This is a genomic window from Streptomyces sp. NPDC059477, from assembly GCF_042749375.1.
Lineage (GTDB): Bacteria > Actinomycetota > Actinomycetes > Streptomycetales > Streptomycetaceae > Streptomyces.
In genome coordinates, this window is sequence record NZ_JBHYUG010000014.1 from 1 (window position 1) to 24,623 (window position 24,623).

A 24,623-nucleotide genomic window follows, 5' to 3' on the forward strand; every position below is an offset into this window, starting at 1 on the left:
GCCACCGCAGCGTGGCGACCCCGGGCACGCGCCCTCGCCGCACGGTGTAGAGGGTCAGGTGACTCCACCGCATGACTCGCCACACCGCAGGCTGACGGTATTCACCGAACGCCGCTCCCTTTTTCACGGAAATCCATCAGAAGGGCTCTAGTGCAGACCGAACCCACCCGTCCGGTGGTGGACATCCGTGTCGGTGGCTTCCGCATCACGATGCAGCGTGTTCCCGTGAAGCTCTTGACGCTCCTCACGGCGACCGCGTGCTCGGGGATCACCGCATGGTTCACCAGTCGTTGACTGTCCCTTGATCACCGGCGGACACGGCAAGCGGTACCGCATCCGATAGGAATGCCGAGCCGACTCCCGGTCCTCGGTGATCACGAACTCAGCTTTGCTGAGCCGCCCGCTGCCGTCCGGGCTCAGACCAGCCACGCCACTGGGCGAAATCGTCGCAGGTGAGCGGGTGAAGGGCAGGAGCGCAGGCTGCCACGCGCAAGCAGGGTGCCCTACCGGTACTGCCCCGTGAGGTTGGGGGCGACTGGCGGGCGTCGAAAGCGAGCACGGCCGCCCTCGCGGACGGGTCCGCGTCCAGGTCCTCGGCTTGGCATTTAACCCGTAGGGGTCTTTGCTGCTCGGCTCGCATACTGGTCCGATGAGTCCGATCTCCACACGCCATCGGTTCCGGGACCCACGGAGCACGAAGTACGAGTTCCTCGCCTCCGTTCTCGTACGCTGCCCCAGCTGTGACAAGGTCGCGCACGTTGCGGCAGGACCGGAGCCGGCCGGAGTGCACGATCCGGATCTCTTTGCGCCAAGGCGTCTCGTCTGCCGGAACTGCGGGACGGCGAGGGAGTGGAGCCGTGGATATGTGGCTTTGCACCGGGACCCGCACGAGTCGGCCACAGACCCGTACTTCGGCGCCCGCCTGTGGCTGCAGACCGAGACCCGGCACGGGTGGGTGTGGGCCTACAACCTGGAACATCTGGACCTGATCAAACGATTCGTGCAGGCGTCACTACGCGAAGGGATTCCCTGGCACGACCACGGCCGGAAGATGACAGTGGTGGCCCGCCTGCCCGCATGGATGCAGCACGCAAAGAACCGAGACGAGGTGCTCAGGGCCATCGCCCGTATCCACGCCTCACTGCTCCGGACCTGACCCAGGAACACGGCCGCCCTCCCCATGATCCGAGGTCGAATTGGACTAGCACCGTCTCGGACCCTCGGATTCCACGGGTTCATTGGACGCCCGTCGCGCCTGTCGTCAGACGATCCTTTGACGACAGGCAGGCCCGGTTTTGAGGGGCCCATGACGTAGGTAGGATGCTTGCCGCCGCCGAGGCGTTCAGTCGCCCTGTCCGCCGCAAAGGTCGGCGCGAAACCGCGTCGGAGTGGATGAGCGGCAAGCTCAGGCTGTCCAGGGGTAGGGCGGTCCTGCAGGCATGGAGCCCGGCACGCCGTCGGACCATTGAGGCTGGGTGCCGTCCTCGCTCCGGTGCCGGCTGTCGTGGTCAGGAGCTTCTGCGCACTGGAGCCATGCCCCGAGGAATGTCCGGTCGGTTTCCGTTTCCGTCTGCCATATCAGTTTCATCGCGCTGCAACTGACGGGATTGGCGGGCCTGGGAGGCCACCGGAACAGCCCCAGGGAGCCCAGTGCGGCGCCGATGCAGTACTGGACATTGGTCCGCTCCGGCTCACGCGTACCGATGAACGGTTCGGCGGCCGACAGCGCGCCGACCCACTCGTTCTCCGTGAGGATGCGCAGGGGCGGCGGGAGCGGGACCGGCTCGGGGTTCGGGTTCTCGGACATGCCATCACGATGGCAGAGGGGCACCACGGCGTCACCACGGCCTGTTTGCGAGCGGCGCCAATCCCTGTTCTCCTGTGCCTCACCTCGCTGGTCGGCCGCGACGAGGTCCAGGAGCACGCGCTGAGGTCAAGGGACGGCGCTGGTGCGTAGGTCGGGGCCCGGTCGCCGAACCGCCAGCCGGGCCCCGAGCTGCGGTGATCGGTGCCGCCGTGGCCGAGGTCTCCTTCGCGGTCTTCAGAACCTACCGGCGGGTTACTTGCTCCCCGGTGTCTGAGCGAGGACTGCTGGGCCAAGTAGCAGGTCAAGGACCAGGCAGCGGAGATCGAGTTCATAGTTGGTTTTACGCCGAGATCTTGGGAACGTGAATCTGTCGTCGAACGGGTGCACCAGGGGTTTCCTGTTCAGCCGATATGAATATTGCGCCGATTCGGACATCCGTACGACACATGCGTCGTTGCCCCGCTTTGTACCTCGGTGCTTAGCTTCGTCGCCGAGCCGCGAGTCATCCCCAGCGTCACACACTGCTCGCTCCACGCGCGTCAACCACTCATGCCCGCAGACGAGTTTGCCCAGCACAGGCCGATGGACGGCGGATCCGCGCGTTCCGATGTCCACCGGCCGCGCCCGGTGCCGGTACTGCCGAGCGGCCAGGTCAGTCCTGTGTTCTCCGGTCTCCCGCCACGACAAGGAGCAGCAGTCATGCCAAATGCGAGCACTTCCGGAACCGGCCCGCAGCCCGCGGGCCTCCCGCAGGGCGCCATACAACCACAGGGTACGTAAGGTCAGCACGGCAGCCTTCATCACCACCGTCGCCGGTGGCGGGCCGGCCGGGCTTGTGCCGGACGGCGGGCCGGCCACCGCCGGATTGATCAGCCGGCCGATCGGCGTGGCGGTGGACGCCGAGGGCAACCTCTTCATCGCAGTGTACGGCGCCCACCGCGTCCGCAAGGTGGACGCCAAGGGCGTCATCACCACGGTGGCGGGCGACGGGCAGGCCGGATATCGGGGTGACGGCGGACCCGCTACCGCCGCCCGGTTCAACGTACCCACGGATCTGGCGGCCCACGACGCCAGCAACCTCTACATCGCCGATCCGCTCAACAACAGGATCCGCAGGATCGATTCCAGCGGCATCATCACCACCGTCGCCGGCAACGGCACAGCCGGGTACGAGGGCGAGGGAGTGCCCGCGACATCGGCCCGGCTCTACTCCCCGTACGGTCTTGCCCTGGACCGGGCGGGCAACCTCTACATCTCAGACACCTACAACCACCGCGTGCGCGGCGTGTCGTCCGTCGCCACCATGGCCCCGCCGCCCCTGCCGTCGGCCGACCTCTACGGTGAGGTCGTCAGCGTCCCGTCCGTGCACCGGGGCCAGGAGTTCGACCTCGGTGCCCGCGTCAAGAACCGCGGCCCCAACCCCGCGGACGGCAAGGACGTCACCGTCGTCCTCACCCTCGCCGACGCACTGCGCGGCCCCGCCGGCACCACCGGCCCGCTGTCGCGCACCTTCACCGGCCAGCAGCTCCAGCCGCATCAGGGCTCCCTGGACGGCGTGTTCCGCGTCCACGCGCCCGACGGCACACCACCGGGCCTCTACACCTCCACCCTGGAGATCCAGTACGGCGGCGACCCCAACCTCACGGACAACACCTACACACTGCCCGTCACCGTCGTCGCCGCGGCACCGCCCCTTGACGAGAGGGCGCTGACCATCACCCAGGACAGCCTCCTCGTGGCGGACCCGGGCCAGCGCACCGCGTTCACCGTGAGATTCGACTCGCCCAGCGGGCAGCCCGTCAACCCCGGCGATGTCGTCCACCGCTTCACCGCCCCGACCGGCTTCGTCTTCACCGGCCAGCCCGTCTACGGCTACTACAACACCATCCACCGCGTGATCGCCGGGAACCTCGCCCACCGCATCGAGGACGACGGCCGCACCCTGATCGTCACGGCCAACCTGCACATCAACACCACCACCAGCGACACCGGCCCGCTCTACTACACCATCCCCGTCCAGGCGAGGCCGGACGCCGCCCCGGGCACGTACCAGGACGGCTCGGCGAACGTGGGCAAGCACCCACGCGCACCGCTCACCGGCTCCCCGCAGACCGACACCGCCCTGCGCGTCACCCAGAAGACCAGGCCCCGCGCCGGCCTCGGCCAGTCCACGGTCTTCACCGTGGAGATCGACTCCCGGAACAACCAGCCGGTCGACCCCGGCACCATCGAGTACCGCTTCGTCGCCCCCACCGGCTTCGCCTTCACCGGCGCCTCCTACGCCTACCACGACATCCAGCCCGATTCTCCTACAAACCTCGACACCCACATCGAAGACGACGGCACCACCCTCACCTTCCTCTTCAACCCGCACGTCAACACCCAGAACTGGGACCGGCCCTCGCTGATCTACAGCATCGGCATCCGCGCCCTGCCCGGCGCGGACCGCGGCACCCACGACGACGGAGCCATGGCCATCGGCAATCTCCTGCCCGTACCGCTCACCGCCACCGTCGACTGAATCGACACCCCGCACCCGAGACCGGGTGACCGATATGAGAACCGCCTTCCTGGAGTACTTCCGGACTTCGTCAGGCGACTCACGTCGATACCGGCTTCATCGGTTTTTTCGGCGCTCTCAGGGGAAAGCGGACAGGGCTGTGTGCCGCCTCGGTCTCGGCGGCGGCGTCGGTGGCGAAGGGCTGGATCGGCTTCTTCCAGGATCGTGATTCCCCGGCGGTGACTCCACACGCCGGTCCGGTCACTGGCTCACTGGGGTTTCGGCCAGAGGCAGGGCTGGTTTGGGCCAGCCCTGCGCGATCGCGGCCCCGGGATTCGGGGTGCTGCCTACAGTCGGCGGGTCTGTCGACCCTTGTTCCGTTTTTGCTCGTTTCGTGCGGGACACCGAGATGGGGAGTTCGCGCTGTGCCGTCCTTGCTGCAGTACCAGATCGTCACGGATCCACCGTCGCTCCAGGCGTCGCTTCCCGGCGAGCCGTCCGTGGGGACGGTGTACATCATCGTCTCCAACACTCACCAGTCCCCGGTGGATTGGGAGTACATCGATGTGGAGGTGCCGCTGGGCACCGGCCCCTCCGACCTGACCAGCGATGCCCAGGCGGTCGTCACGAGCTACGAAAGGACGATCACGACTCCGCGTGACGACATGCTGGAGTTCAAGTAGGACAGCACACGGCAGCTCTTCCGGGCACAGTTCGACTGGACGCAGTCCCCCACGAGGAGATACCCGGAACTGATCCACCACGGAGCTCTCGTCCTGAAACTGGAGAACATCCAGCTCACCGAGGGATCAGGCCTGGTCCAGGTGAAGATCCACGACAAGACCAAAGGCGGCGACAACGGGCCCCCGGCCATGAGGAGCGGGCACTTCACCACCACCCTCGGCCTGGTGAAGCAGACCCCGAGAGTCCCGCGCAACTTCCGGGCCGAGAAGTCCCTGGTGAACAGGGGACCTGGGCGACCAGCTCGTGCTGCTGTGGGACGGACCCACCGATCTCGACTACCGGATCCTCGACCAGTTGGGGAACGAGGTCCACCACGAGCAGGCGAAGCCGGGACCGGCTGCTCACCTGACGTTCCGCCCGACGCTCACCTTCACTCCCCAGCGCGGCACCACCTACACCCTGGTCGCCAGACCCCGCGGCGTCGCCAACCACCAGGGGTACTTCCTCACCACCACCGTCCATGCGGCCATCCCCGAGTTCGAGAGCGGTACGCGCACACAGTGGATCGAGGGGACGGCGAACAAGAGCCGCGCCGTCTTCACCCCGGACGGTGTGGACATCCAGGCCCAGAACCACACTGATCCGGGCAGGCTGCGGGCCAAAACCGCCGACGTGGACTCTGTGATCACCAGACTGGTTCAAGGACGGAAGGACGAGGACGGCTGGATCAGCTTCCCCGAGCGCGGCGTCAACGTGTACCACGGCCCCACCAGCACGCCGGGCGTCATCACGGCCGCGCGGGCCGACGTCGACGGCGTCAATACCGCCTGGGCGGGCAGCGGGACGCAGGCAAGGGCTGGATCGAGTTCTCCCAGCCCGGAGTCACCGTCCACAAGGACGGCACCCAGGGCCGGGGCACCCTGAGCGCCGAAAAGATCGACGTCAACGGCCTCAACACCAAGTGGGTCGGGGATCTCGACGGCGGCAAGGACTGGATCGGGTTCCCGCAGCACGGAGCCGACGTACACCAGGACGGCTCCTCCACCCAGGGGACCCTGCGCGCCGACTCGGCCGACATCAGCAACGGCGTCAACACCCCACAGGTCGGGGACCGCGCCCGCAAGAAGGGCTGGATCGAGTTCCCGGAGGACGGAATCGACGTCCGCAAGGACGACGACGGCTGGGGCACCGTCGCCGCAGACCTGGCCAGCCTCAACGACGCCCGCGTGAAGGGGCTGCTCACCGTCCTGGGAGGCATGAACCTCAGTCACAAGGGCGTGAAAATGTTCAACACCATGCCGGACCGTATATGGGTCTCCGCCCAGACCGAGTTCAAGCAGACGATGAAAATCGTCGGGAATCTCTTCATCGACCTGGGCAGATCGAGCGTCTCGATGACCAATACCGAAGGAGTGCTGGTACGCGGCTGCAATTTCCGGCTCCAGTAGGGCGAACTCTCCGTATCCACCGGCAACCCGCCACAGGTCCGCAGACTCTGAGCCCCAGTCGCGAAGAAGCTCCTTGAGCCGACGTCCCCGCCGGCTTCGGACTGCGGGGGTCCCCGCCGAGCGGCTGCGGCTCGCGGCGGACGCCGCGGTCGGCCGACATGGAAAGACCTGCTGGCCGACCCCCGTACCACCGAGGACATCGCACTCCATGGCGAACTCGCCGACCCCCGACTCCATGGTCCGGCAGGCGGGAGCAACTCGGCGGACCCATCCCCGGACAGCTTCCTACTGACCGGGATGCCGCTCGATGCGCTCGAGGGCACGTCGGGCCCGCCCGGCGACGCGACGCGCCTCACCCAGGGCGCGTTCCGCCGCTTCCAGCGAAGACACGTCGGACGACCGCCTCGGCAGATGTCTCCCGTGCTCCGTCGGCCAGGGCCTGAGCGTGGGCCCGCAGCCTGCGGACGCTTTCGTGGTCAAGCATCGGGCTGTGTCTCTCAGCCAGCGCGGTCAGGAGACAGCCGCGTCGAGGATGCCGGCAAGTTCGGCGGGCGCGGACAGCATCGGCCAGTGCCCGGTGGGCAGATCGAAGCGCCGCCACGGCGGCTGATTCAGGAAGGCCAGCATCGGCACCCCGGCGTCCAGCAGACCCGTGAAGTCATGGCAGGCGATCAGGACACGGTCCACACCGGGACCGAGGTCGGCCGGGTCGGCCATGCGCTGGGTGAAGGTGCCGAATGGCTGAGGGGTGGCACCCGCGCGCAGAACGTCCCGCTGGCCCTCATCGAGCCCGTCGAGGCTGCTGGACAAGCCCAGGACCTCGAAGGGCGGCATCGGCAGCCGCCACCCGTCGCCGGAACCGGAGACCTGGCGACGCAGTTGGTCCGCTGCCTGCGGTGGCATGAGGTCGAGCATGCACATGCCTGAAATGAACGGGGCGCCGTCCACGTAGACCACGCGCTCAAGGCGGTCGCCGAGACGTGCGGGGGGGGCCGCGCGCGCGCGCGCCCCCCCCTTCTCGTATGTTCGAACCGGCTAGGCCGACTTCTGCTCGCCCGGCCCGCGCCCCCGCGAATCCCGCGGGATCAGGGTCGGGTTGACGTTGGAGAGGACCACGTCGGCGGTGATGACGACGCGGGCCACGTCCTTGCGGGAGGGGACCTCGTACATGACCGCCTGGAGGACCTCCTCCATGATGGCGCGCAGGCCGCGCGCGCCGGTCTGGCGGAGGATGGCCTGGTCGGCGATGGCTTCGAGGGCCTCGCGCTCGAAGTCCAGCTCCACGCCGTCGAGTTCGAAGAGCCGCTGGTACTGCTTGACCAGGGCGTTGCGGGGCTCGACCAGGATCTGGAGCAGGGCCTCGCGGTCCAGGTTGTGGACGGAGGTGATGACCGGGAGGCGGCCGATGAACTCGGGGATCATGCCGAACTTGACCAGGTCCTCCGGCATGACGTCCTCGAACCGGTCCTTGGCCTCCAGCTCACGCTTGGAGTGGATCGTCGCGCCGAAGCCGATGCCCTTGGCGCCCGCCCGGGACTCGATGAGCTTCTCCAGGCCCGCGAAGGCGCCGCCCACGATGAACAGCACGTTCGTGGTGTCGATCTGGATGAACTCCTGGTGCGGGTGCTTCCGGCCGCCCTGCGGGGGGACCGAGGCCGTGGTGCCCTCCAGGATCTTCAGCAGGGCCTGCTGCACGCCCTCGCCGCTGACATCCCGGGTGATCGACGGGTTCTCACTCTTGCGCGCGACCTTGTCGATCTCATCGATGTAGATGATCCCGGTCTCGGCCTTCTTGACGTCGTAGTCGGCCGCCTGGATCAGCTTCAGCAGGATGTTCTCGACGTCCTCGCCGACATAGCCCGCCTCGGTCAGCGCGGTGGCGTCGGCGATGGCGAACGGCACATTGAGCATGCGCGCCAGGGTCTGGGCCAGGAGGGTCTTGCCCGAGCCCGTCGGGCCCAGCAGCAGGATGTTGGACTTCGCCAACTCGATGGCGTCGTCACGCCCTTGGGCGCCGCCGTGCTCGCCGGCCTGCACGCGCTTGTAGTGGTTGTACACCGCGACCGAGAGTGCCTTCTTGGCCGGCTCCTGACCCACGACGTATCCCTCAAGGAACTCGTAGATCTCGCGCGGCTTGGGCAGCTCCTCCCAGCGCACCTCGCTGGTCTCCGCCAGCTCTTCCTCGATGATCTCGTTGCAGAGATCGATGCACTCGTCGCAGATGTACACACCGGGGCCTGCGATGAGCTTCTTGACCTGCTTCTGGCTCTTGCCGCAGAACGAGCACTTGAGCAGATCGCCGCCGTCACCGATGCGTGCCACGGTGTGCTTCCCCTTCGCCTGGGAGCGCGACTGGACGCTTTCGAGTCCAGCGACTCCTGGTGCTGCCTTATGTCGACGGTACCTTGCCGGGCCCCCCGTTCGGGCCCCCCTTGGCGCGGTTCACTTTGGCGTGCACCTTGTCGGGCACCGGGGTGAACCATGCCAAGGGGCGGCAGACGATACTCCCTGGGCGCCCGTTCCGCTCGCCCCGGGGGTCCGCCGGCCGTGCTAGCGCACGGAGGCGTTGTTCATCTTCCGGGTGGAGATGATCTGATCGATGAGGCCGTACGCCAGCGCGTCGTCGGCCGTGAGGATCTTGTCTCGCTCGATGTCGTCGCGGATCTTCTCGATCGGCGTGGTGGAGTGCCTGGCCAGCATGTCCTCCAGCTGGGCCCGCATCCGCAGGATTTCGTTCGCGGCGATCTCCAGGTCCGAGACCTGGCCGCGGCCGGTCTCGCTGTACGGCTGGTGGATCAGCACGCGCGCGTTGGGCAGGGCCATCCGCTTGCCCGCGGTGCCGGCGGCGAGCAGCACGGCCGCGGCGGAGGCCGCCTGGCCCATGCACACCGTCTGGACGTCCGGCTTCACGAACTGCATGGTGTCGTAGATCGCGGTCAGCGCGGTGAAGGAGCCACCGGGGCTGTTGATGTAGATCGAGATGTCCCGGTCCGGGTCCATCGACTCCAGGCACAGCAGCTGCGCCATGACGTCGTTGGCGGAGGCGTCGTCGATCTGCACCCCGAGGAAGATCACCCGCTCCTCGAAGAGCTTCGCGTACGGGTCGTACTCACGGACGCCCTGGGAGGTGCGCTCCACGAAACGCGGGATGACATAGCGGGACTCGGCCGTCGGGCCGGTGTACTCGGCGTGCGTACGGTCGTAGAGGCGGGCGCCGGGGAAATCGTTCACTGTCTCTCTCCTAGGAGCTGTGGCGGTCGGCTGGGGCTGCGCTCGGGGGCCCTCAGGCGCCCGTGCCGCCGCCGCCCGGCATACCGGCGGCCGTGGGGATGACGTCGTCGATGAGGCCGTACTCCTTGGCCTCGAAGGCGTCGAACCAGCGGTCACGGTCCGAGTCGTGCGTGATCTGCTCGACGCTCTGGCCCGTGTGCTGGGAGGTCAGCTCCGCCATGCGCTTCTTGGTGTGCAGCAGCCGCTCGGCGTGGATCTTGATGTCCGAGGCCGAACCGGCCAGACCGGCGGAGGGCTGGTGGATCAGGATCTCGGCGTTCGGCAGCGCGAAGCGCTTGCCCGGGGTGCCCGCGCTCAGCAGGAACTGGCCCATGGACGCCGCGAGACCCATGGCGATGGTCACCACGTCGTTCTTGATGAACTGCATGGTGTCGTAGATCGCCATGCCGGCCGTGATCGAGCCGCCGGGGCTGTTGATGTAGAGGTAGATGTCCTTGTCCGGGTCGGCGGCAAGGAGCAGCAGCTGTGCGGTGATCTTGTTCGCGATGTCGTCATCCACCTGCTGGCCGAGGAAGATGATCCGCTCGTTGAGCAGCCGGTTGTAGACCTGGTCGCCGAGGCCACCACCGATGGAAGGCTCGGCGGCGGAGGGCATCAGATTCGTCACGTATCCACCTGCTCGTCTTGCGACGGCACCGGGCCGTCTTAACGTTCGCCGTATTCATGGACCCTAACGCGGCAGCGCTTCCGGGGAATCCCGGATCAGGGGGTGTTCGCGGGGGGCGTAGTCAGCCGCGAACACCGGGAGGACCCGCCTCGCGCCCACGGGGTCCGGGGGCGGGCTCGCAGGGGGTCCGGCCCGGCCCGTGAGACAAGAAGGCCCCGGGTGGTTCGCTCACCCAGGGCCCTCTTCCGTGCTGCTTACGCCTTGTCGTCGCCCTTGGCGGCGTCGTCGGCCTCGGCGGTGGCGTCGGCGGTCTCGGTGTCACCGTCCGTGACCTCGGCGACCGCGTCCGTGGCCGACTCGGTCTCGTCCTCGTCGTCCAGGTCGACGACCTCGCCGTTGGTGTCCTTGACCGTGGCGGCCTCCACGACGACCGCGAGGGCCTTGCCGCGGGCGACCTCGCCGACCAGGAGCGGGACCTGGCCCTGCTCCACGACGGCCTGCGCGAACTGGTCCGGGGACATGCCGGAGGAGGCGGCGCGGCGCATCAGGTGCTCGGTCAGCTCGTCCTGGCTGACGTTGAGCTTCTCCGTCTTGACCAGCTCGTCCAGGACGAACTGGGTCTTGATGCCCTTGACCGCGGCGTCGTGGGTCTCGGTCTCGAACTCCTCGGCGGTCTTGCCCTGGAGCTCCAGGTACTTGTCGAGGGTGAGGCCCATCTGACCGAGCTGGTGGTGCTCCAGGTTGTGCTTGCGGGTGTTGACCTCGTCCTCAAGGAGCTTCTCGGGGACGGGGACCTCGACCAGCTCCAGGAGCTTCTCCAGGACGCGCTCCTGCGCCTGGGTGGCCTGGTCGAACTGCTTCATGTTCTCCAGGCGCTTGCGGCTGTCCGCCTTCAGCTCGTCCAGGGTGTCGAACTCGGAGGCGAGCTGCGCGAACTCGTCGTCCAGCTCGGGCAGTTCCCGGGCGGCGACCTGGCTGACCTTGACGGTGACCTCGGCCTCCTGGCCGGCCGCCGAGCCGCCCTTCAGCTCGGAGGTGAAGGTGGCCTCGCCGCCCGCCTCCAGGCCCGTCACGGCGTCGTCGATGCCTTCGAGCAGCTCGCCGGAGCCGATGGTGTAGGAGACACCGCTCGCGATGCCGTCCTCCAGGATCTCGCCGTCGACCTTGGCCTCCAGGTCGATCGTGACGACGTCGCCGTCCTCGGCGGGCCGCTCGACCGGGGCGGTGGACGCGAACCGCTCACGCAGCTGCTCCACGGACGTGGCGATGTCCTCGTCGGTGACCTCGACCGCGTCGACCTCCACCTCGATGCCGGAGTAGTCCGGGATCGAGATGACCGGGCGGATGTCGACCTCGGCGGTGAAGTTCAGCGTCTCGCCGTCCTTCAGCTCCGTGATGTCGACCTCGGGCTGGCCCAGGACGCTCAGCTCGGCCTCGTTGACCGCCTCGGTGTAGAACTTCGGCAGCGCGTCGTTGACGGCCTCCTCCAGCACGGCGCCACGGCCGAAGCGCTGGTCGATGACCCGGGCGGGGATCTTGCCCTTGCGGAAACCCTTCACCGTGACCTGCTGGTTGATCTTCTTGTACGCCGCGTCGAGGCTGTCCTTGAGCTCCTCGAAGGGCACCTCGACAGTGAGCCGAACCCGGGTCGGGTTCAGGTTCTCAACGGCGCTCTTCACGGTTCGGTCTCCTTGTGGCTGACTTCTTGGTTGATGCCGGGGCCAGACAGGTCCGACACATTCGCCGCCCAAAGGCTTCGGTGAGGAGAGACACGGGCGGGCAGCTTGCATAGTAACCGCAGGCGGCGAACGCCCCAAAAGGCGATCACGTGAGGTGACCGTGGCGGGCGGCGGAGTACGCCGGTGGTACGTGGTCGGGGTGGCGGGATTTGAACCCACGGCCTTCCGCTCCCAAAGCGGACGCGCTACCAAGCTGCGCCACACCCCGTCTGGTGCGACACGTAGGGTACATGCCCGCACGCTCTGCGACCGCCGCATTCGCGGTGTGTCCCCCGGGTGGCGGCGGGAGCACGCGGTGGCGTGCGACGAGGGGGTGTGACCCGCTACGATGCATCCGGTGCCGCGGTCCATGGACGCGCGGTGTCTGTGCGCGGGCGTAGCTCAATGGTAGAGCACCAGTCTTCCAAACTGGCTACGCGGGTTCGATTCCCGTCGCCCGCTCCGTCCGGTCAGGGCCAGGTCAGAGGATCTTTCCTCACCTGGTCCTGATCGTTTTCCGGGGGCATTGCCCTCGGTGGCGTCAGAAACTGATCGAGTTGATCGTCTCGGCTATGGAGTTGAGGAACCTGTTGATCGACGGGGCCATGCCCGTCGAAGCCAGGAAGAAGCCGAAAAGTATGGCGACGATGGCGGGGCCCGCCTTGATCGAACCGCCGCGGATCAGCACCACCAGAACGATCGCCAACAGCACCACCACTGACAGTGAAATGGCCACAACTGATCACAACCCTCGGTCGGTCCGCTCTCCCGGCCGGGTTGCGACCGCGCATCCCCGCCAGAACCATCGTGCCACCAACCCTGCCCGGATATGCGATCCGTGACGCAACGTCGGTCACGGTGGCATGGTCATGTCCCGCGCGGTACGGCGTCCGCCGCGGTGGCCCGTGAGGGAATTCGCGAAGCGTTCCCGGCGGGTTCTCAAGGGAATTGAGGGATGGACAGAACAACGGGGCGTAGGGCCGTCCGGCCTGCGACGAGGGCCATTGTGCGGTCGTCCACGCGTTCCGCACGCCGGTCGCCGGTCGCCGGTCGCCGGTCGCCGGTCGCCGGTCGCCGGTCGCCGGTCGCCGGTCGCCGGTCGCCGGTCGCCGGTCGCCGTACCGTACCTCCTCTTTGAGAGCGCCCCATTCGGATTTCGGGGTTTCATCGGGAACGGCAGCGGTGCCGAGATCCGTCCGACGGATCCCTGATATCTGGCCCGGTTCCTGCGCGCGTTGTTCGTGTGGCGGCTCACCACGCCGTTCTGGCACCGGATTCGGCCGGGCGCTCGGCGAGACCTTGGTCACAACTGTCGCCGTCGGAATGGCCGAAGAGCGTGCCCGGGCCGGAGTTGGGGTCGACCGTCCCCTCACTCCGCCGGCGCGCTGCCGGTGAGGCCGAGCAGGGTGCGCATATAGGCGTATTTCTGGGTCAGGCGGGCGCGGGTCGCCTCGTCCAGGGCCGCGAGCCGGGCCGGGTCGGCGTTGTGCGCGAGGTCCGCCCGCTTCACCAGCAGTGCGCCGGGCGTGCCGAGGATCCGGGCCGCGTACGCCTCCGGCGGCTCTCCGGCCCGCTTGGTCACCGCCAGCACGATGTCCTTCGTACGGCGGCTCAGCGCGGCCCGGGCCAGCCATCGCTCGGACAGGGCGTCGTCCTCGACCGCGTCGTGCAGCCAGGCCGCCGCGATCTGGTCGGCGTCGCCGCCCCGGCGCCGTACCCCCTCCGCGACCGCCCGGAGGTGCTCGGCGTAGGGGCGGCCGGCCTTGTCCCGCTGCCCCTCATGGGCCGCGCGGGCCAGCGCCGCCACCTCGGAGAGGGTCAGCGCGGTCGTCCGATCGGCGGAGGCAACCTCATCGGCATCGGGATCGGTCATCTCCCCAGTGTCCCAGCGGGCGCCGGCGGCCCCGGCCGAAGAATCCGTGCGCGGGTCGGACACTGAGGCCGGAGACCGGAGACCGATGCCTCAGCGCGCCCCGGTTACCTCGACGGCACACCCGTGGCCCCACGAGAACACCCGCACCCCAAGGGCACACCCGTGCCTCAGCAGGACACCCGTGTCTCAACGCACGGACATGGCCCCACCAGGACGCTCATGCCTCAGTGGGAGCCGGCAGGTGGTTCGGGCGGTGGTGGGGGCTGGGGGGTCGGGCCGCCGCCCTCTCGGCTGATCAGGAGCAGGGCACGGTCGTCGTTGACGTCCTTGGCGACCGCCTCGATGAGGTGCCAGGCGGCGCCGTGGAAGCCGCCGGCGACATAGCGGTCGGCCTCGCCGGTCAGGCGGTCGATGCCCTCCACGATGTCCCGTTCGGCGGTCTCCACCAGGCCGTCCGTGAAGAGCATGAGCACATCACCGGGGCGCAGGGAGCCCTTCACCGGGTCGAACAGAGCTCCCTCGTACACCCCGAGCAGCGGGCCGTCGGCCGCCTTCTCCTCCCAGCGTCCGCTGCCCGCGCTGAGCTGGAGGCCCGGGGGATGGCCCGCGTTGTACAGCTCGTAGTCGCCGGAGTCGAGGTCCAGGACGAGGTGGATGGAGGTGGCGAAGCCCTCGTCCCAGTCCTGGCGGAGCAGATAGCCGTTGGCGGCGGGGAGGAAGGCGTGCGGGGGCAGGGAGCCGAGCAGGCCGCCGAAGGCGCCGGACAGCAGCAGGGCGCGGGAGCCCGCGTCCATGCCCTTGCCGGAGACGTCGGTGAGGACGACCTCCAGGGTCCGGCCGCCGTTGGTGCGGGCGGCGACCACGAAGTCGCCGGAGAAGGACTGGCCGCCGGCCGGGCGCAGCGCCATCTCGCGATGCCAGCCCGCCGGGAGCTTGGGCAGCCGGCTCTGGGTGCGGATGCGTTCGCGCAGGTCGAACAGCATGGTGCCGCCGCGCCGCCAGGGCACGCCGACCCGGCTGCGGAACTGTGCGATGAGCAGCCCGAAGAATCCGCAGGCCGCGACCACGAGAACCACACCCGGAGTGACCCGGGCGGGACCCTCGGTGTACGGGCCGAGCTGCACGGACTCCACGATCAGCGCGGTGGCCGCGCCCGCGTAGAGGCCGAGCAGGCTGGCCGGGCGCAGCAGCAGACCGCCCGCCACGATCGGCAGGACCAGGGCGGCCGGGGAGAACCACACCGGATTGGCGAGGGTCATGACGGTGATCACCGGGATGGTGATCAGCAGACCGACGAGGGCGATCCAGTCGGAGCCGTCGCCGCGGAAGTAGTCCACGGCGCTTCTGCGCACGCCGACGCGGGCCCGGTGCCACTGGATCTTCAACCGGGCCGGGAACGTCTCGGCCTCCGCGCGCCGCTCTCGTCCTGCTGCCATTAGTTCGGGACCCTATCCATCGGACCGGCCGCCCGGCACGGGAGGTCCCACTTGTCCCCCGTCCGAGGCTCGACATCACAGTGAACTTCACGAAAAGCCGCCACGTCGCCTCCCGGGGAAAATTCCCTCGCTCGTCCGGCAATGCCCTGGTAGGCATGGGTTCATGGCAAGTGAGACGACGGCTGACGCGAACGACCCTGTCGGCGCCCCTGAGAGCGTGGCGCATCTTCGGGTGCTGCACAAGGAGGACTGGGACGGGTGGTACGACACCCTGATCCGGGCCTTCGGCGGGGTGCCGGAGGCGGCCGAGGAACGCGAGATGTGGCACACCCTCGCCGAGGCGGAACGTTCCATCGGGGCCTGGGACGGTGACCGGTGCGTCGGCACGGCCGGGGCCTTCGGTTTCCGGCTGACCGTGCCGGGCGGGGCCCCGGTGCGGGCGGCGGGCGTGACCATGGTGAGCGTGGCGGGCACCCACCGGCGGCGCGGGGTGCTGACCGCGATGATGGCCCGGCAGCTGGCGGACGTACGGTCCTGGGGCTGGCCGCTGGCCGTGCTCACGGCCTCCGAGCCGGCGATCTACGGCCGGTTCGGGTACGGCATCGGGACGTACGGGATGAATCTGACAGCTCAGACCCGCCGGGTGCGGCTGTCGGTGCCGCCCGGTACGGATGACGTAGGGCTGCGGTACGCGGCGCCGGGCGAGGTGCTGGAGGCGTGCGAGGCGGTGTACGCGCGCCGGGTGCCGGAGCGGGCGGGGATGGTGGCCCGGCTGCCGGACTGGGAGCGGGTCGCGCTGCTCGACCCGGAGGGCGAGCGCGGGGGCGCCTCGCCGCTCCAGTGCGTGGTCGCCGAGCGGGGCGGCGAGATCGTCGGGTACACCCGGTTCCGGGTGAAGCCGCAGTGGGAGGTGACGGGGCCGGAGGGCACCGTGGAGCTGCGGGACGTGGAGGCGCTGGATCCGGCGGCGTACGCGGCGCTGTGGCGGTTCCTGTTCGACATCGACCTCACGTCGACGCTGGTGGCGTACGGGCGTCCGGTGGACGATCCACTGCTGCATCTGGCGTCGGACGTACGGCGGTTGGGCGTGCGGGTGCGGGACGCGCTGCATGTGCGGCTGGTGGACGTGGGGACGGCGCTCGCGGCGCGGACGTATCAGGCGCCGGTGGATGTGGTGCTGGACGTCGAGGACGCCTTCTGCCCGTGGAACAGCGGGCGCTGGCGGCTGAGCGGTGACGCCGAGGGGGCGTCCTGCGAGCGGACGACCGACGCCGCCGATCTCGCGCTGTCGGTACGGGAGCTGGGGTCGGCGTATCTCGGCGGGGTGTCGCTGGCGTCGCTGGCCCAGGCCGGGCGGGTGCGGGAGCTGCGCGCCGGGGCGCTGGCGCCGGTTTCGGCGGGGTTCGGGCCGGGCGGGGCGGCGCCGTGGCTGCCGCACGGGTTCTGAGTCCGGGCGGGTCCTGAGTCCGTCCGGGCGGGTCCTGAGTCCGTCCGGGCGGGTCCTGAGTCCGTCCGGGCGGGTCCCGACCGGAGGCCCGGAGTTCGGAGTCCGGGCCTGCGGTCCACGGTCAGCGGGACTGGCAGGCCGGGCACCAGAAGAGGTTGCGGGCGGCGAGGTCGGCGGTGCGGATCTCGCCGCCGCACAGGTGGCAGGGCAGGTGCGCCCGGCGGTAGACGTACACCTCGCCGCCGTGGTCGTCCACGCGCGGGGGGCGGCCCATGGCCTCCGGGGTGTGTTCCGGGTGGACCGTGTCGATGCGGTTGTTCCGGACGCCCTCGCGCATCAGGGCGACCAGGTCCGCCCAGATCGCCTCCCACTCGGCGGGCGTGAGGTCCTTGCCGGGGCGGTACGGGTCGATGCCGTGCCGGAAGAGCACCTCGGCGCGGTAGACGTTGCCGACGCCCGCGATGATCCTCTGGTCGAGGAGGAGGGCGGCGACCGTCGTACGGCTGCGGGAGATCCGCCGGTACGCGGCTGCCGGGTCGGCGTCCGGGCGCAGCGGGTCGGGGCCGAGGCGGGCGTGTACGGCGTCCTTCTCGGCGTCGGTGATCAGCGCGCAGGTCGTGGGGCCGCGCAGGTCGACATAGGCGGTGTCGTTCACGAGGCGCAGACGGACGGTGTCGGTGGGCGGGGGCGCGGGGGCGTCCCCGATCGTGACCTTTCCGAACAGACCGAGATGGATGTGCACCCAGTCGGTCTCGTGGAATCCCAGGAACAGATGCTTGCCGTGCGCCTCGGCCGTGTCCATCGGTGTGCCGTCCAGCAGCGCGGCGGCGTCGCTGAACTTGCCCTGCGGACTGCCGACACGGACGGGGCGCCCGGTGAAGAGCGCCCCGTAGTCCTGGGCCAGCCGGTGGATGGTGTGCCCTTCCGGCAAGGTGCTGTCTCCTTGTTCCCTACCGGGGTTCCTCCGGCGTTCGTCTGGTTGTCCCTCGCGGGGGCCTGTCAGCCCTGCGGGTGATGTGCCGGGATCGGGGGCAGTTCGCCCTTCGTCTCGTACGTCGTCAGCATGTCGATGCGGCGGACATGGCGTTCGTCGCCGGAGAAGGGCGTGCCGAGGAAGGTTTCGACGAAGCGGGTGGCCTCGGCCTCGGTGTGCATCCGGGCGCCGACGGCCACGACGTTGGCGTTGTTGTGCTGGCGGCCGAGCGACGCCGTCTCCTCGCTCCAGGCGAGCGCGGCGCGGACGCCCTTGACCTTGTTCGCGGCGATCTGCTCGCCGTTGCCGGAGCCGCCGATGACGACGCCGAGGGCGTCGGGGTCCGCGGCCGTGCGTTCGGCTGCGCGCAGGCAGAAGGGGGGGTAGTCGTCCTGGGCGTCGTAGATGTGCGGCCCGCAGTCAACGGGCTCGTGGCCCGCCGACTTGAGCCATTCGACGAGGTGGTTCTTGAGTTCGTAGCCCGCATGGTCGGAGCCGAGGTACACGCGCATGGGATGAGTGTGGCATGCGGGGTCCTCCGGGGGCGAGGCCGGGCGCGGGTGGAGGTGCCGGGCCAGGGGGGTAGGGCGGCTTTCCCGCTCATGTGGCTGGTCGCGCAGTTCCCCGCGCCCCTGCTTGCCTGCGTCCAAGCACCCGGCGGTGTCAGTTCTTGCCTGCGTCCAGGACCCCGGCGGGCTCAGGGCTTGCCTGCGTCCAGGCCCCCGGCGGGCTCAGGCTTGCCTGCGTCCAAGCCCCCGGCGGGCTCAGGCTTGCCTGCGTCCAAGCCCCCGGCGGGCTCAGGCTTGCCTGCGTCCAAGCCCCCGGCGGTGTCAGTTCTTGCCTGCGTCCAGGACCCCGGCGGGCTCAGGGCTTGCCTGCGTCCAGGCTCTCGGCGGGCTCAGTTCTTCTTGGTTAGCTTCCAGGCTGCGGGGAGGGCGCCCATGGCCAGGGCTGCCTTCAGGGCGTCGCCCAGGAGGAAGGGGGTCAGGCCCGCTGCGATGGCGGCCGTCAGGGACATGTCGGCGGCCAGGGCCAGGTACGGGACGCCTATGGCGTAGATGATCGCCTCGCCCAGGAGCATCGCCCCCGCCATCCGCAGCGGCGAGCGGTCGGCGCCGCGGCGGGCCAGGGCACCGACCGCCGTGGCGGCGAGCAGCATGCCGATGACGTAGCCGAAGGACGGGGCGGAGACTCCGTGGCCGCCCTCGGCGAACCACGGGACGCCCGCCATGCCGACCAGCGCGTACAGCGCGAGGGAGAGGAAGCCGCGGCGGGCGCCGAGGGCGGTGCCGACGAGCAGCGCGGCGAAGGTCTGGCCGGTCACCGGGACCGGGGAGCCGGGCACCGGCACCGCGATCTGGGCCGCGAGGCCGGTGAGGGCGGCGCCGCCGGTCACGAGCACGAGGTCGCGGACGCGGGAGGCGGGGAGCAGATCGGCGAGCACCAGGCCCGGACGGGCGGTGGTGGCGGTGGAGGCGGCGGTGGCCATGGGGACTCCGCGGGGAGAAGGGCAGTTCAGGACATCGCGACGCTATCCCAGCGGTGAAGTGCCGATCACCGTCAGCCGTCGACAAAGGGAGCGGGAGCCCCTTGGTGCCCTCCGCACAAAGAGTGCGGGCTACACCTGGATCGACGTGATGCCGGTCACTGAGGTGAGGACGGTCCGGTCACAGCAGGGGGACGGGCCCTTGACTGTTGGATTCCTCCAACGCGGGATCGCGGCGCAGGAGGCGGCGACCGGCGTCGTCCGCACCCCGGCCACCCTTCTGCTGCTAACGTGCAGTTGCAAGGCTTGTGCAATAAGAGGGATCCGGGCCCCACCCACGTCCTGCCTCGTGATCGTCTTCTCACCCTTCACCAGGCAGGCGGATGAAAGAAGACCCCCGCGAGGACGTGACTCGCGGGGGTTTTCCATGGGGGCTACAGGTTGCTGAAGTCGGGGCCCTGGGTGCGCGAGCGCTTGATCTCGTAGAAGCCGGGGACGGACGCCACCGCGAGGGTGCCGTCCCACAGGCGGGCCGCCTCCTCGCCCTGCGGGGCGGGGGTGACGACCGGGCCGAAGAAGGCGACCTCGGTGCCGTCGGGGCCGGGGACCGAGATCACCGGGGTGCCGACCTCCTGGCCCACCTTGTCGATGCCCTGCTGGTGGGAGGCGCGCAGCTCGGTGTCGTAGGTGTCCTTGTCGGCGTGGGCGATCAGATCGGCGGGCAGCCCGGCATCGGCGATGGCGGCGGCGATGCTCTCGCGGTTCACCCCGAGGCCCTGGTTGTGGAAGCGGGTGCCGAGCGCGGTGTACAGGCGGCCGACGACCTCGTCCCCGTACAGCTGCTGGGCGGCGATCACCACTCGGACCGGGGTCCAGGTGCTGCCGCCGGGGCGCATGTTCTCGGCGTACTGCTCGGGCAGTTCGTCCAGCCGGTGCTCGTTGAGCACCGCGAGGCTCATCACGTGCCAGCGGACCTCGATGTCACGGACCTTCTCCACTTCGAGGACCCAGCGGGAGGTCATCCAGGCCCAGGGGCAGACGGGGTCGAACCAGAAGTCGACAGGGGTCCTGGGCGCGGGCGACGTGGTCTCGGACATGGCTCTCCCTAGGAAAGGTGGTCTTCACCGGCGGCAACACCGCCTCCCACCACCACATTCCCGGGTGCCGCCGGTCAGGGGCACATGACAGGATCGGCCCTGACCGGATATCGCCCACCTGCCGAGGAGTGCCGCCCGTGCCCGGTGAGAATCTGACCCGCGACGAGGCCCGGGAGCGGGCCGCCCTGCTGTCCGTCGACGGGTACGAGGTGTCGCTCGACCTGCGCTCGGCGCTCGGCGAGCACACCGGCGAGGGTCCGCGGACCTTCCGGTCGGTGACCACGATCCGCTTCCGCTGCGCCGAGCCGGGGGCGAGCAGTTTCGCGGATCTGCTCGCGCCGGCCGTCACCTCCGTCTCCCTCAACGGCCGGGATCTCGACCCCAGCGAGGTCTTCGACGGCACCCGCATCGCGCTGGAGGACCTCGCCGCGGAGAACGAGCTGGTCGTGGACGCCCGGTGCGCGTACTCCCGTACGGGTGAGGGGCTGCACCGGTTCGTGGACCCGGAGGACGGCGAGGTGTACCTGTACACCCAGTACGAACCGGCCGACTCGCGCCGGGTCTTCGCCAACTTCGAGCAGCCGGACCTCAAGGGCCCCTTCCGCTTCGAGGTGCGGGCGCCACAGGGGTGGACGGTGTGGAGCAATGGCGCCGGGACGCTCACCGACGGGGTGTGGCGGTTCGCGGAGACCCGGCCGATCTCCACGTACATCACCTGTGTGGTCGCGGGCCCCTATCACTATGTGACGGATTCGTACGAGAGGGTGTTCGAGGACGGCAGCCGGCTGGAGATTCCGCTGGGCGCGATGTGCCGCAAGGGGCTGGCCCCCCACTTCGACTCCGACGACGTCTTCCTGATCACCAAGCAGGGCCTGGACTTCTTCCACGACCACTTCGACTACCCGTACCCCTTCGGGAAGTACGACCAGGCGTTCGTACCGGAGTACAACCTCGGGGCGATGGAGAACCCGGGGCTGGTGACCTTCCGCGAGGAGTACATCTTCCGGGGGAAGGTGACCCGGGCGTCCTACGAGGGACGGGCCAACGTCATCCTGCACGAGATGGCGCACATGTGGTTCGGCGACCTGGTCACCATGGAGTGGTGGGACGACCTGTGGCTCAAGGAGTCCTTCGCGGACTTCATGGGCGCGTTCTCGCTGGTCGGCGCGACCCGGTTCACGGACGGCTGGATCACCTTCGCCAACCGGCGCAAGGCGTGGGCGTACCGCGCCGACCAGCTCCCCTCCACCCACCCGGTCACCGCCGACATCCGCGACCTCCAGGACGCCAAGCTCAACTTCGACGGCATCACCTACGCCAAGGGCGCCTCCGTGCTCAAGCAACTGGTGGCGTACGTCGGACAGGACGCGTTCCTGGAGGGCGCGCGGCGCTACTTCAAGCGGCACGCCTACGGGAACACCCGCCTGGGTGATCTGCTGTCGGTGCTGGAGGAGACCAGCGGGCGGGACATGGGCGCCTGGTCGGCGGCCTGGCTCCAGACGGCCGGGGTCAACTCGCTGACCCCGCAGACGCTGCTGTCCCCCGACGGACGGATCGCGGAGCTGGCGGTGCTCCAGGAGGCGCCCGAGTCGCATCCCCGGCTGCGCCCGCACCGGGTGGCGATCGGTCTGTACCGGCGCACGGACGGGGGCGCGCTGGAGCGGTACGCGCGCGCCGAGGTGGACGTGGACGGCCCGCGTACGGTCGTCGGGGAGCTGGCGGGCGCGCAGGCGCCGGACCTGGTGCTGGTCAACGACGACGATCTGACGTACTGCAAGATCCGCTTCGACGAGACGTCGCTGGCGACCCTGCGCGAGTCCCTGGGCACGATGACGGACCCGCTGGCGCGGGCGCTGTGCTGGACCGCGCTGTGGAACATGACGCGGGACTCGCTGCTGCCGGCGCGGGAGTTCGTCGGCCTGGTGCTGCGGTTCGCGGGGCGGGAGAGCGATATCGGCGTGCTGCTGATGCTGCACGCCTGGGCGCAGTCGGCGCTCGTGCACTACGCGGCGCCCGGGTGGCGGGCCGAGGGCGGGGAGCTGTTCGCGCGGGGCGCGCTGCGGGAGCTGCGGCAGGCCGAGCCGGGCAGCGAGCACCAGTTGGCGTGGGCGCGGTGCTTCGCGGCGGTCGCCTCCGGCGAGGACGAGCTGCGGTTGCTGCGGGAACTGCTGGAGGGCACCGAGAAGGTCGACGGGCTGGTGGTCGACCAGGAGCTGCGGTGGGCGTTCCTGGAGCCGCTGACCGTGCACGGGGTGACCGGCGAGCGGGAGCTGTCCGCCGAGCTGGCCCGGGACGACACGGCGTCCGGCAAGCGGCATCAGGTGCGGTGCCTGGCCGCCCGGCCGTCGGCCGCCGTCAAGGCGCAGGCATGGGCGCTGGTCGTGGAGTCCGACGCGCTGTCCAACGCGCTGGTGGAGGCGACGATCGCGGGGTTCGAGCAGCCGGCTCAGCGGGAGTTGCTCGCGCCTTATGCCGAGAAGTACTTCGCCGCGATCGAGGGTGTCTGGGAGGCGCGGTCCATTCAGATCGGGGTGGATGTGGTGCGGGGGTTGTTCCCCGCGCTGGTGGACGGTGAGGGGACGCTGGCCGCTGCGGATGACTGGCTCGCCTCGCATGCCTCGGCTGCGCCCGCGTTGCGGCGGCTGGTGATCGAGGCTCGGGATGATCTGGCTCGGGGGTTGCGGGGGCAGGGGTGTGACGGGGGTGTGAGCGGGGGCGGGGAGGGGTGAGTCGGTTGGCGGCCGGGTGCGGGTGGGTGGGTGCTGGTCGCGCCCACGCGGCGGAGCCGCGTATCGATACAGCCCCGCGCCCCTGACGGCGTAGCCATCGGCCGCGTTGCCCTGTGAACGGACGACGGGTTTTCGGCATCCGAACATTCGTCCCTTAGTGCCTTGTTGTCCTGGTTTGTCGACGGGGTTGTAACAGGGGTTCAGGAGGGGGGTGGGGGTGGGAATCTCGGGGGCATGAACCACGACATTCCCCTCTCCCCCCGTATCCCCGGCGCTTCCGGCGCCCCGCTCACCCCCCGTCCGCTGGGGCGGTTGGACGCCTCATGGCGGCGGGTGCTCACGGCGGGGCAGTTGCGGGCGCACGGGGTTTCCGCCGGTGAGATCAGTGAGCAGTGCCGGGCCGGTGGGGCCTGGCGGCAGCTGCTTCCCGGGGTGTTTCTGCTGCATGCCGGGCCGCCGACCAGCGAGGAGCGGCTGCACGCGGTGCTGATGTACGCCTCGCGCGGGGACGCCGCCCCGGCGGTACCGGCCCAGCCGGGCTCCGGGCAGCCACAGCCGCAGCCGCCGGCCTACGCCGAGGCGATGATCACCGGGCTCGCGGCGCTCAATCTGCACGGGTTCACCTCGGCGCCGCCGCTGCCCTCGCTGGAGCGCCTCGACGTCCTGGTGTTCCGGATGCGGCGGCTGCGCTCGACGGGATGCGCGCGGATCGTCCGTACCACCGCGCTGCCCACGCCCGAGCAGCGCACCGGGCTGCCGGTCGCGCCCGTGCCGCGCGCCCTGGCGGACGCGGTGGCGCAGCTGACGGACGCGGGGACGGTACGGCGGCTGCTGACCGAGGCGGTGCGTGGCGGGTACTGCGAGCCGGGGGCGGTGGTACGGGAGCTGAACCAGGCCAAGCTGCTGGGCCGGCCGCATGTGGTGGACGCGGTGGACGCGCTGCTGGCGGAGGGGCGGGTGATCGCCGAGGAGCGGCTGTACCGGATGGTCCGGGAGTACGGGCTGCCCGACCCGCTGTGGAACGTGGACCTGCGGCTGCCCGGCGGCCCCCATCTCGGCGGGCTCGACGCCTACTGGCCCGAGCAGTCCGTCGCCCTGGAGCTGGACACCCGGGCCCCCCGGCACGGCGATCCCCAGGACGAGGACGCGCTGTGGGCGGAGTACGCCCGTAAGCGCGAGCATCTGGAGCGGCTCGGGATCACCGTCGTCCACATCACGCCGCGCAAGCTGCGGGACAGCATGGAGCAGCAGGCGGCGGTGGTGCGGACGGCGCTGATGACCGCCGGGGAGCGGGAACCGGCGGCCTATGTGGTGGTGCTGCCGAGATGACGTGACGGGGGGGATGACGTGGTGGCTCGATGGCTTGTTGGACGGGTGACGCCGGCCGCGTCCCGGGGGGGGGGGGCCGGGGGCGGCCGCCGCGCCCCCCCCGGGGCGCCCGCCGGGCCGCGCGCGCGCCCCCCCCCCGCCCCCCGCCCGCCCCCCCCCCCCCCCCACCCCCCCCCCCCCCCCCCCCCCCCCCGCCCC

The 24,623-nt window shown here is 69.9% G+C and carries 21 protein-coding genes and 2 tRNA genes; 9 read left to right on the plus strand and 14 right to left on the minus strand.

What is annotated here, in order from left to right:
- Positions 1–649 precede the first annotated feature (649 nt).
- Positions 650–1,156, plus strand: a complete 507-nt coding sequence (locus tag ACFXAZ_RS09965; RefSeq protein WP_384587220.1) for a hypothetical protein — start codon at positions 650–652, stop codon at positions 1,154–1,156.
- A gap of 249 nt (positions 1,157–1,405) precedes the next feature.
- On the opposite strand, the gene ACFXAZ_RS09970 is transcribed toward ACFXAZ_RS09965, so the two are convergent.
- Positions 1,406–1,807, minus strand: a complete 402-nt coding sequence (locus ACFXAZ_RS09970; RefSeq protein WP_384587222.1) for a hypothetical protein — start codon at positions 1,805–1,807, stop codon at positions 1,406–1,408.
- A gap of 706 nt (positions 1,808–2,513) precedes the next feature.
- On the opposite strand from ACFXAZ_RS09970, the gene ACFXAZ_RS09975 reads away from it, so the two are divergent.
- The 4 genes from ACFXAZ_RS09975 to ACFXAZ_RS09990 all read left to right on the plus strand — a co-directional run bounded on the left by ACFXAZ_RS09975 (position 2,514) and on the right by ACFXAZ_RS09990 (position 6,439).
- Positions 2,514–4,328 carry a hypothetical protein gene (locus ACFXAZ_RS09975; RefSeq protein ID WP_384587224.1) on the plus strand — a complete coding sequence of 605 codons (1,815 nt, stop codon included), beginning with the start codon at positions 2,514–2,516 and terminating at the stop codon, positions 4,326–4,328.
- Positions 4,329–4,732: 404 nt separating this feature from the next.
- On the plus strand, positions 4,733–4,990 hold the full coding sequence (locus ACFXAZ_RS09980) for a hypothetical protein (protein ID WP_384587226.1): 258 nt from the start codon (positions 4,733–4,735) through the stop codon (positions 4,988–4,990).
- A 304-nt stretch (positions 4,991–5,294) separates the two neighbouring features.
- Positions 5,295–5,915 carry a hypothetical protein gene (locus tag ACFXAZ_RS09985; protein WP_384587228.1) on the plus strand — a complete coding sequence of 207 codons (621 nt, stop codon included), beginning with the start codon at positions 5,295–5,297 and terminating at the stop codon, positions 5,913–5,915.
- A 371-nt stretch (positions 5,916–6,286) separates the two neighbouring features.
- The gene (locus ACFXAZ_RS09990) at positions 6,287–6,439 is read left to right on the plus strand and encodes a hypothetical protein (protein WP_384587230.1); all 153 of its coding nucleotides are present in this window, start codon (positions 6,287–6,289) and stop codon (positions 6,437–6,439) included.
- 510 nt (positions 6,440–6,949) lie between these two features.
- Here the strand turns inward: ACFXAZ_RS09990 and ACFXAZ_RS09995 are convergent.
- The 6 genes from ACFXAZ_RS09995 to ACFXAZ_RS10020 form a co-directional block, all read right to left on the minus strand.
- Positions 6,950–7,342 carry a hypothetical protein gene (locus ACFXAZ_RS09995; protein ID WP_384587232.1) on the minus strand — a complete coding sequence of 131 codons (393 nt, stop codon included), beginning with the start codon at positions 7,340–7,342 and terminating at the stop codon, positions 6,950–6,952.
- 132 nt (positions 7,343–7,474) lie between these two features.
- Positions 7,475–8,761, minus strand: a complete 1,287-nt coding sequence (gene clpX, locus ACFXAZ_RS10000) for an ATP-dependent Clp protease ATP-binding subunit ClpX (protein WP_384587234.1) — start codon at positions 8,759–8,761, stop codon at positions 7,475–7,477.
- 228 nt (positions 8,762–8,989) lie between these two features.
- Entirely contained in the window at positions 8,990–9,670 is a 681-nt protein-coding gene (locus tag ACFXAZ_RS10005) for an ATP-dependent Clp protease proteolytic subunit (protein ID WP_384587236.1), read from the minus strand.
- A gap of 52 nt (positions 9,671–9,722) precedes the next feature.
- Positions 9,723–10,325 carry an ATP-dependent Clp protease proteolytic subunit gene (locus tag ACFXAZ_RS10010; RefSeq protein ID WP_384587413.1) on the minus strand — a complete coding sequence of 201 codons (603 nt, stop codon included), beginning with the start codon at positions 10,323–10,325 and terminating at the stop codon, positions 9,723–9,725.
- A gap of 266 nt (positions 10,326–10,591) precedes the next feature.
- Positions 10,592–12,016 carry a trigger factor gene (gene tig / locus ACFXAZ_RS10015; protein ID WP_384587238.1) on the minus strand — a complete coding sequence of 475 codons (1,425 nt, stop codon included), beginning with the start codon at positions 12,014–12,016 and terminating at the stop codon, positions 10,592–10,594.
- A 191-nt stretch (positions 12,017–12,207) separates the two neighbouring features.
- A tRNA-Pro gene (locus tag ACFXAZ_RS10020) sits at positions 12,208–12,284 on the minus strand.
- A 162-nt stretch (positions 12,285–12,446) separates the two neighbouring features.
- On the opposite strand from ACFXAZ_RS10020, the gene ACFXAZ_RS10025 reads away from it, so the two are divergent.
- A tRNA-Gly gene (locus ACFXAZ_RS10025) sits at positions 12,447–12,517 on the plus strand.
- A gap of 79 nt (positions 12,518–12,596) precedes the next feature.
- Here the strand turns inward: ACFXAZ_RS10025 and ACFXAZ_RS10030 are convergent.
- The 3 genes from ACFXAZ_RS10030 to ACFXAZ_RS10040 form a co-directional block, all read right to left on the minus strand.
- The gene (locus tag ACFXAZ_RS10030; protein WP_384587240.1) at positions 12,597–12,791 is read right to left on the minus strand and encodes a hypothetical protein; all 195 of its coding nucleotides are present in this window, start codon (positions 12,789–12,791) and stop codon (positions 12,597–12,599) included.
- Between the two features lie 633 nt (positions 12,792–13,424).
- Positions 13,425–13,928, minus strand: coding sequence for an HD domain-containing protein (locus tag ACFXAZ_RS10035; RefSeq protein WP_384587242.1), 504 nt, complete (start codon positions 13,926–13,928; stop codon positions 13,425–13,427).
- 224 nt (positions 13,929–14,152) lie between these two features.
- Positions 14,153–15,364, minus strand: a complete 1,212-nt coding sequence (locus ACFXAZ_RS10040; RefSeq protein WP_384587244.1) for a PP2C family protein-serine/threonine phosphatase — start codon at positions 15,362–15,364, stop codon at positions 14,153–14,155.
- Between the two features lie 232 nt (positions 15,365–15,596).
- Between ACFXAZ_RS10040 and ACFXAZ_RS10045 the strand changes: the two genes are divergently transcribed.
- Positions 15,597–16,811, plus strand: coding sequence for a GNAT family N-acetyltransferase (locus tag ACFXAZ_RS10045; protein ID WP_384587415.1), 1,215 nt, complete (start codon positions 15,597–15,599; stop codon positions 16,809–16,811).
- A gap of 121 nt (positions 16,812–16,932) precedes the next feature.
- Here the strand turns inward: ACFXAZ_RS10045 and ACFXAZ_RS10050 are convergent, their stop codons facing one another.
- From ACFXAZ_RS10050 to ACFXAZ_RS10065, 4 genes are all read right to left on the minus strand, one after another.
- Positions 16,933–17,742, minus strand: a complete 810-nt coding sequence (locus tag ACFXAZ_RS10050) for an Fpg/Nei family DNA glycosylase (protein ID WP_384587246.1) — start codon at positions 17,740–17,742, stop codon at positions 16,933–16,935.
- A 68-nt stretch (positions 17,743–17,810) separates the two neighbouring features.
- Positions 17,811–18,296 (minus strand): ribose-5-phosphate isomerase, encoded by a 486-nt coding sequence (locus ACFXAZ_RS10055; protein WP_384587248.1) that lies wholly within the window; start codon positions 18,294–18,296, stop codon positions 17,811–17,813.
- A gap of 386 nt (positions 18,297–18,682) precedes the next feature.
- Positions 18,683–19,273, minus strand: a complete 591-nt coding sequence (locus ACFXAZ_RS10060; RefSeq protein ID WP_384587250.1) for a biotin transporter BioY — start codon at positions 19,271–19,273, stop codon at positions 18,683–18,685.
- 431 nt (positions 19,274–19,704) lie between these two features.
- The gene (locus tag ACFXAZ_RS10065; protein WP_384587252.1) at positions 19,705–20,367 is read right to left on the minus strand and encodes a DsbA family protein; all 663 of its coding nucleotides are present in this window, start codon (positions 20,365–20,367) and stop codon (positions 19,705–19,707) included.
- Positions 20,368–20,504: 137 nt separating this feature from the next.
- Here ACFXAZ_RS10065 and pepN point away from each other — a divergent pair, with 137 nt between their 5' ends.
- Both pepN and ACFXAZ_RS10075 read left to right on the plus strand, forming a co-directional pair.
- Positions 20,505–23,096 (plus strand): aminopeptidase N, encoded by a 2,592-nt coding sequence (gene pepN / locus ACFXAZ_RS10070; RefSeq protein ID WP_384587254.1) that lies wholly within the window; start codon positions 20,505–20,507, stop codon positions 23,094–23,096.
- A gap of 234 nt (positions 23,097–23,330) precedes the next feature.
- Positions 23,331–24,425 carry a hypothetical protein gene (locus ACFXAZ_RS10075; RefSeq protein ID WP_384587256.1) on the plus strand — a complete coding sequence of 365 codons (1,095 nt, stop codon included), beginning with the start codon at positions 23,331–23,333 and terminating at the stop codon, positions 24,423–24,425.
- The last annotated feature ends 198 nt before the right edge of the window (positions 24,426–24,623 follow it).

Coding starts and splice junctions, on each gene's coding strand:
- ACFXAZ_RS09965 (WP_384587220.1), top strand. CDS start 650: ATGAGTCCGATCTCCACACGCCATCGGTTCCGGGACCCACGGAGCACG.
- ACFXAZ_RS09970 (WP_384587222.1), bottom strand. CDS start 1,807: ATGTCCGAGAACCCGAACCCCGAGCCGGTCCCGCTCCCGCCGCCCCTG.
- ACFXAZ_RS09975 (WP_384587224.1), top strand. CDS start 2,514: ATGCGAGCACTTCCGGAACCGGCCCGCAGCCCGCGGGCCTCCCGCAGG.
- ACFXAZ_RS09990 (WP_384587230.1), top strand. CDS start 6,287: ATGCCGGACCGTATATGGGTCTCCGCCCAGACCGAGTTCAAGCAGACG.
- ACFXAZ_RS09995 (WP_384587232.1), bottom strand. CDS start 7,342: ATGCCACCGCAGGCAGCGGACCAACTGCGTCGCCAGGTCTCCGGTTCC.
- ACFXAZ_RS10010 (WP_384587413.1), bottom strand. CDS start 10,325: ATGCCCTCCGCCGCCGAGCCTTCCATCGGTGGTGGCCTCGGCGACCAG.
- ACFXAZ_RS10035 (WP_384587242.1), bottom strand. CDS start 13,928: ATGACCGATCCCGATGCCGATGAGGTTGCCTCCGCCGATCGGACGACC.
- ACFXAZ_RS10040 (WP_384587244.1), bottom strand. CDS start 15,364: ATGGCAGCAGGACGAGAGCGGCGCGCGGAGGCCGAGACGTTCCCGGCC.
- ACFXAZ_RS10055 (WP_384587248.1), bottom strand. CDS start 18,296: ATGCGCGTGTACCTCGGCTCCGACCATGCGGGCTACGAACTCAAGAAC.
- ACFXAZ_RS10060 (WP_384587250.1), bottom strand. CDS start 19,273: ATGGCCACCGCCGCCTCCACCGCCACCACCGCCCGTCCGGGCCTGGTG.
- ACFXAZ_RS10065 (WP_384587252.1), bottom strand. CDS start 20,367: ATGTCCGAGACCACGTCGCCCGCGCCCAGGACCCCTGTCGACTTCTGG.
- ACFXAZ_RS10075 (WP_384587256.1), top strand. CDS start 23,331: ATGAACCACGACATTCCCCTCTCCCCCCGTATCCCCGGCGCTTCCGGC.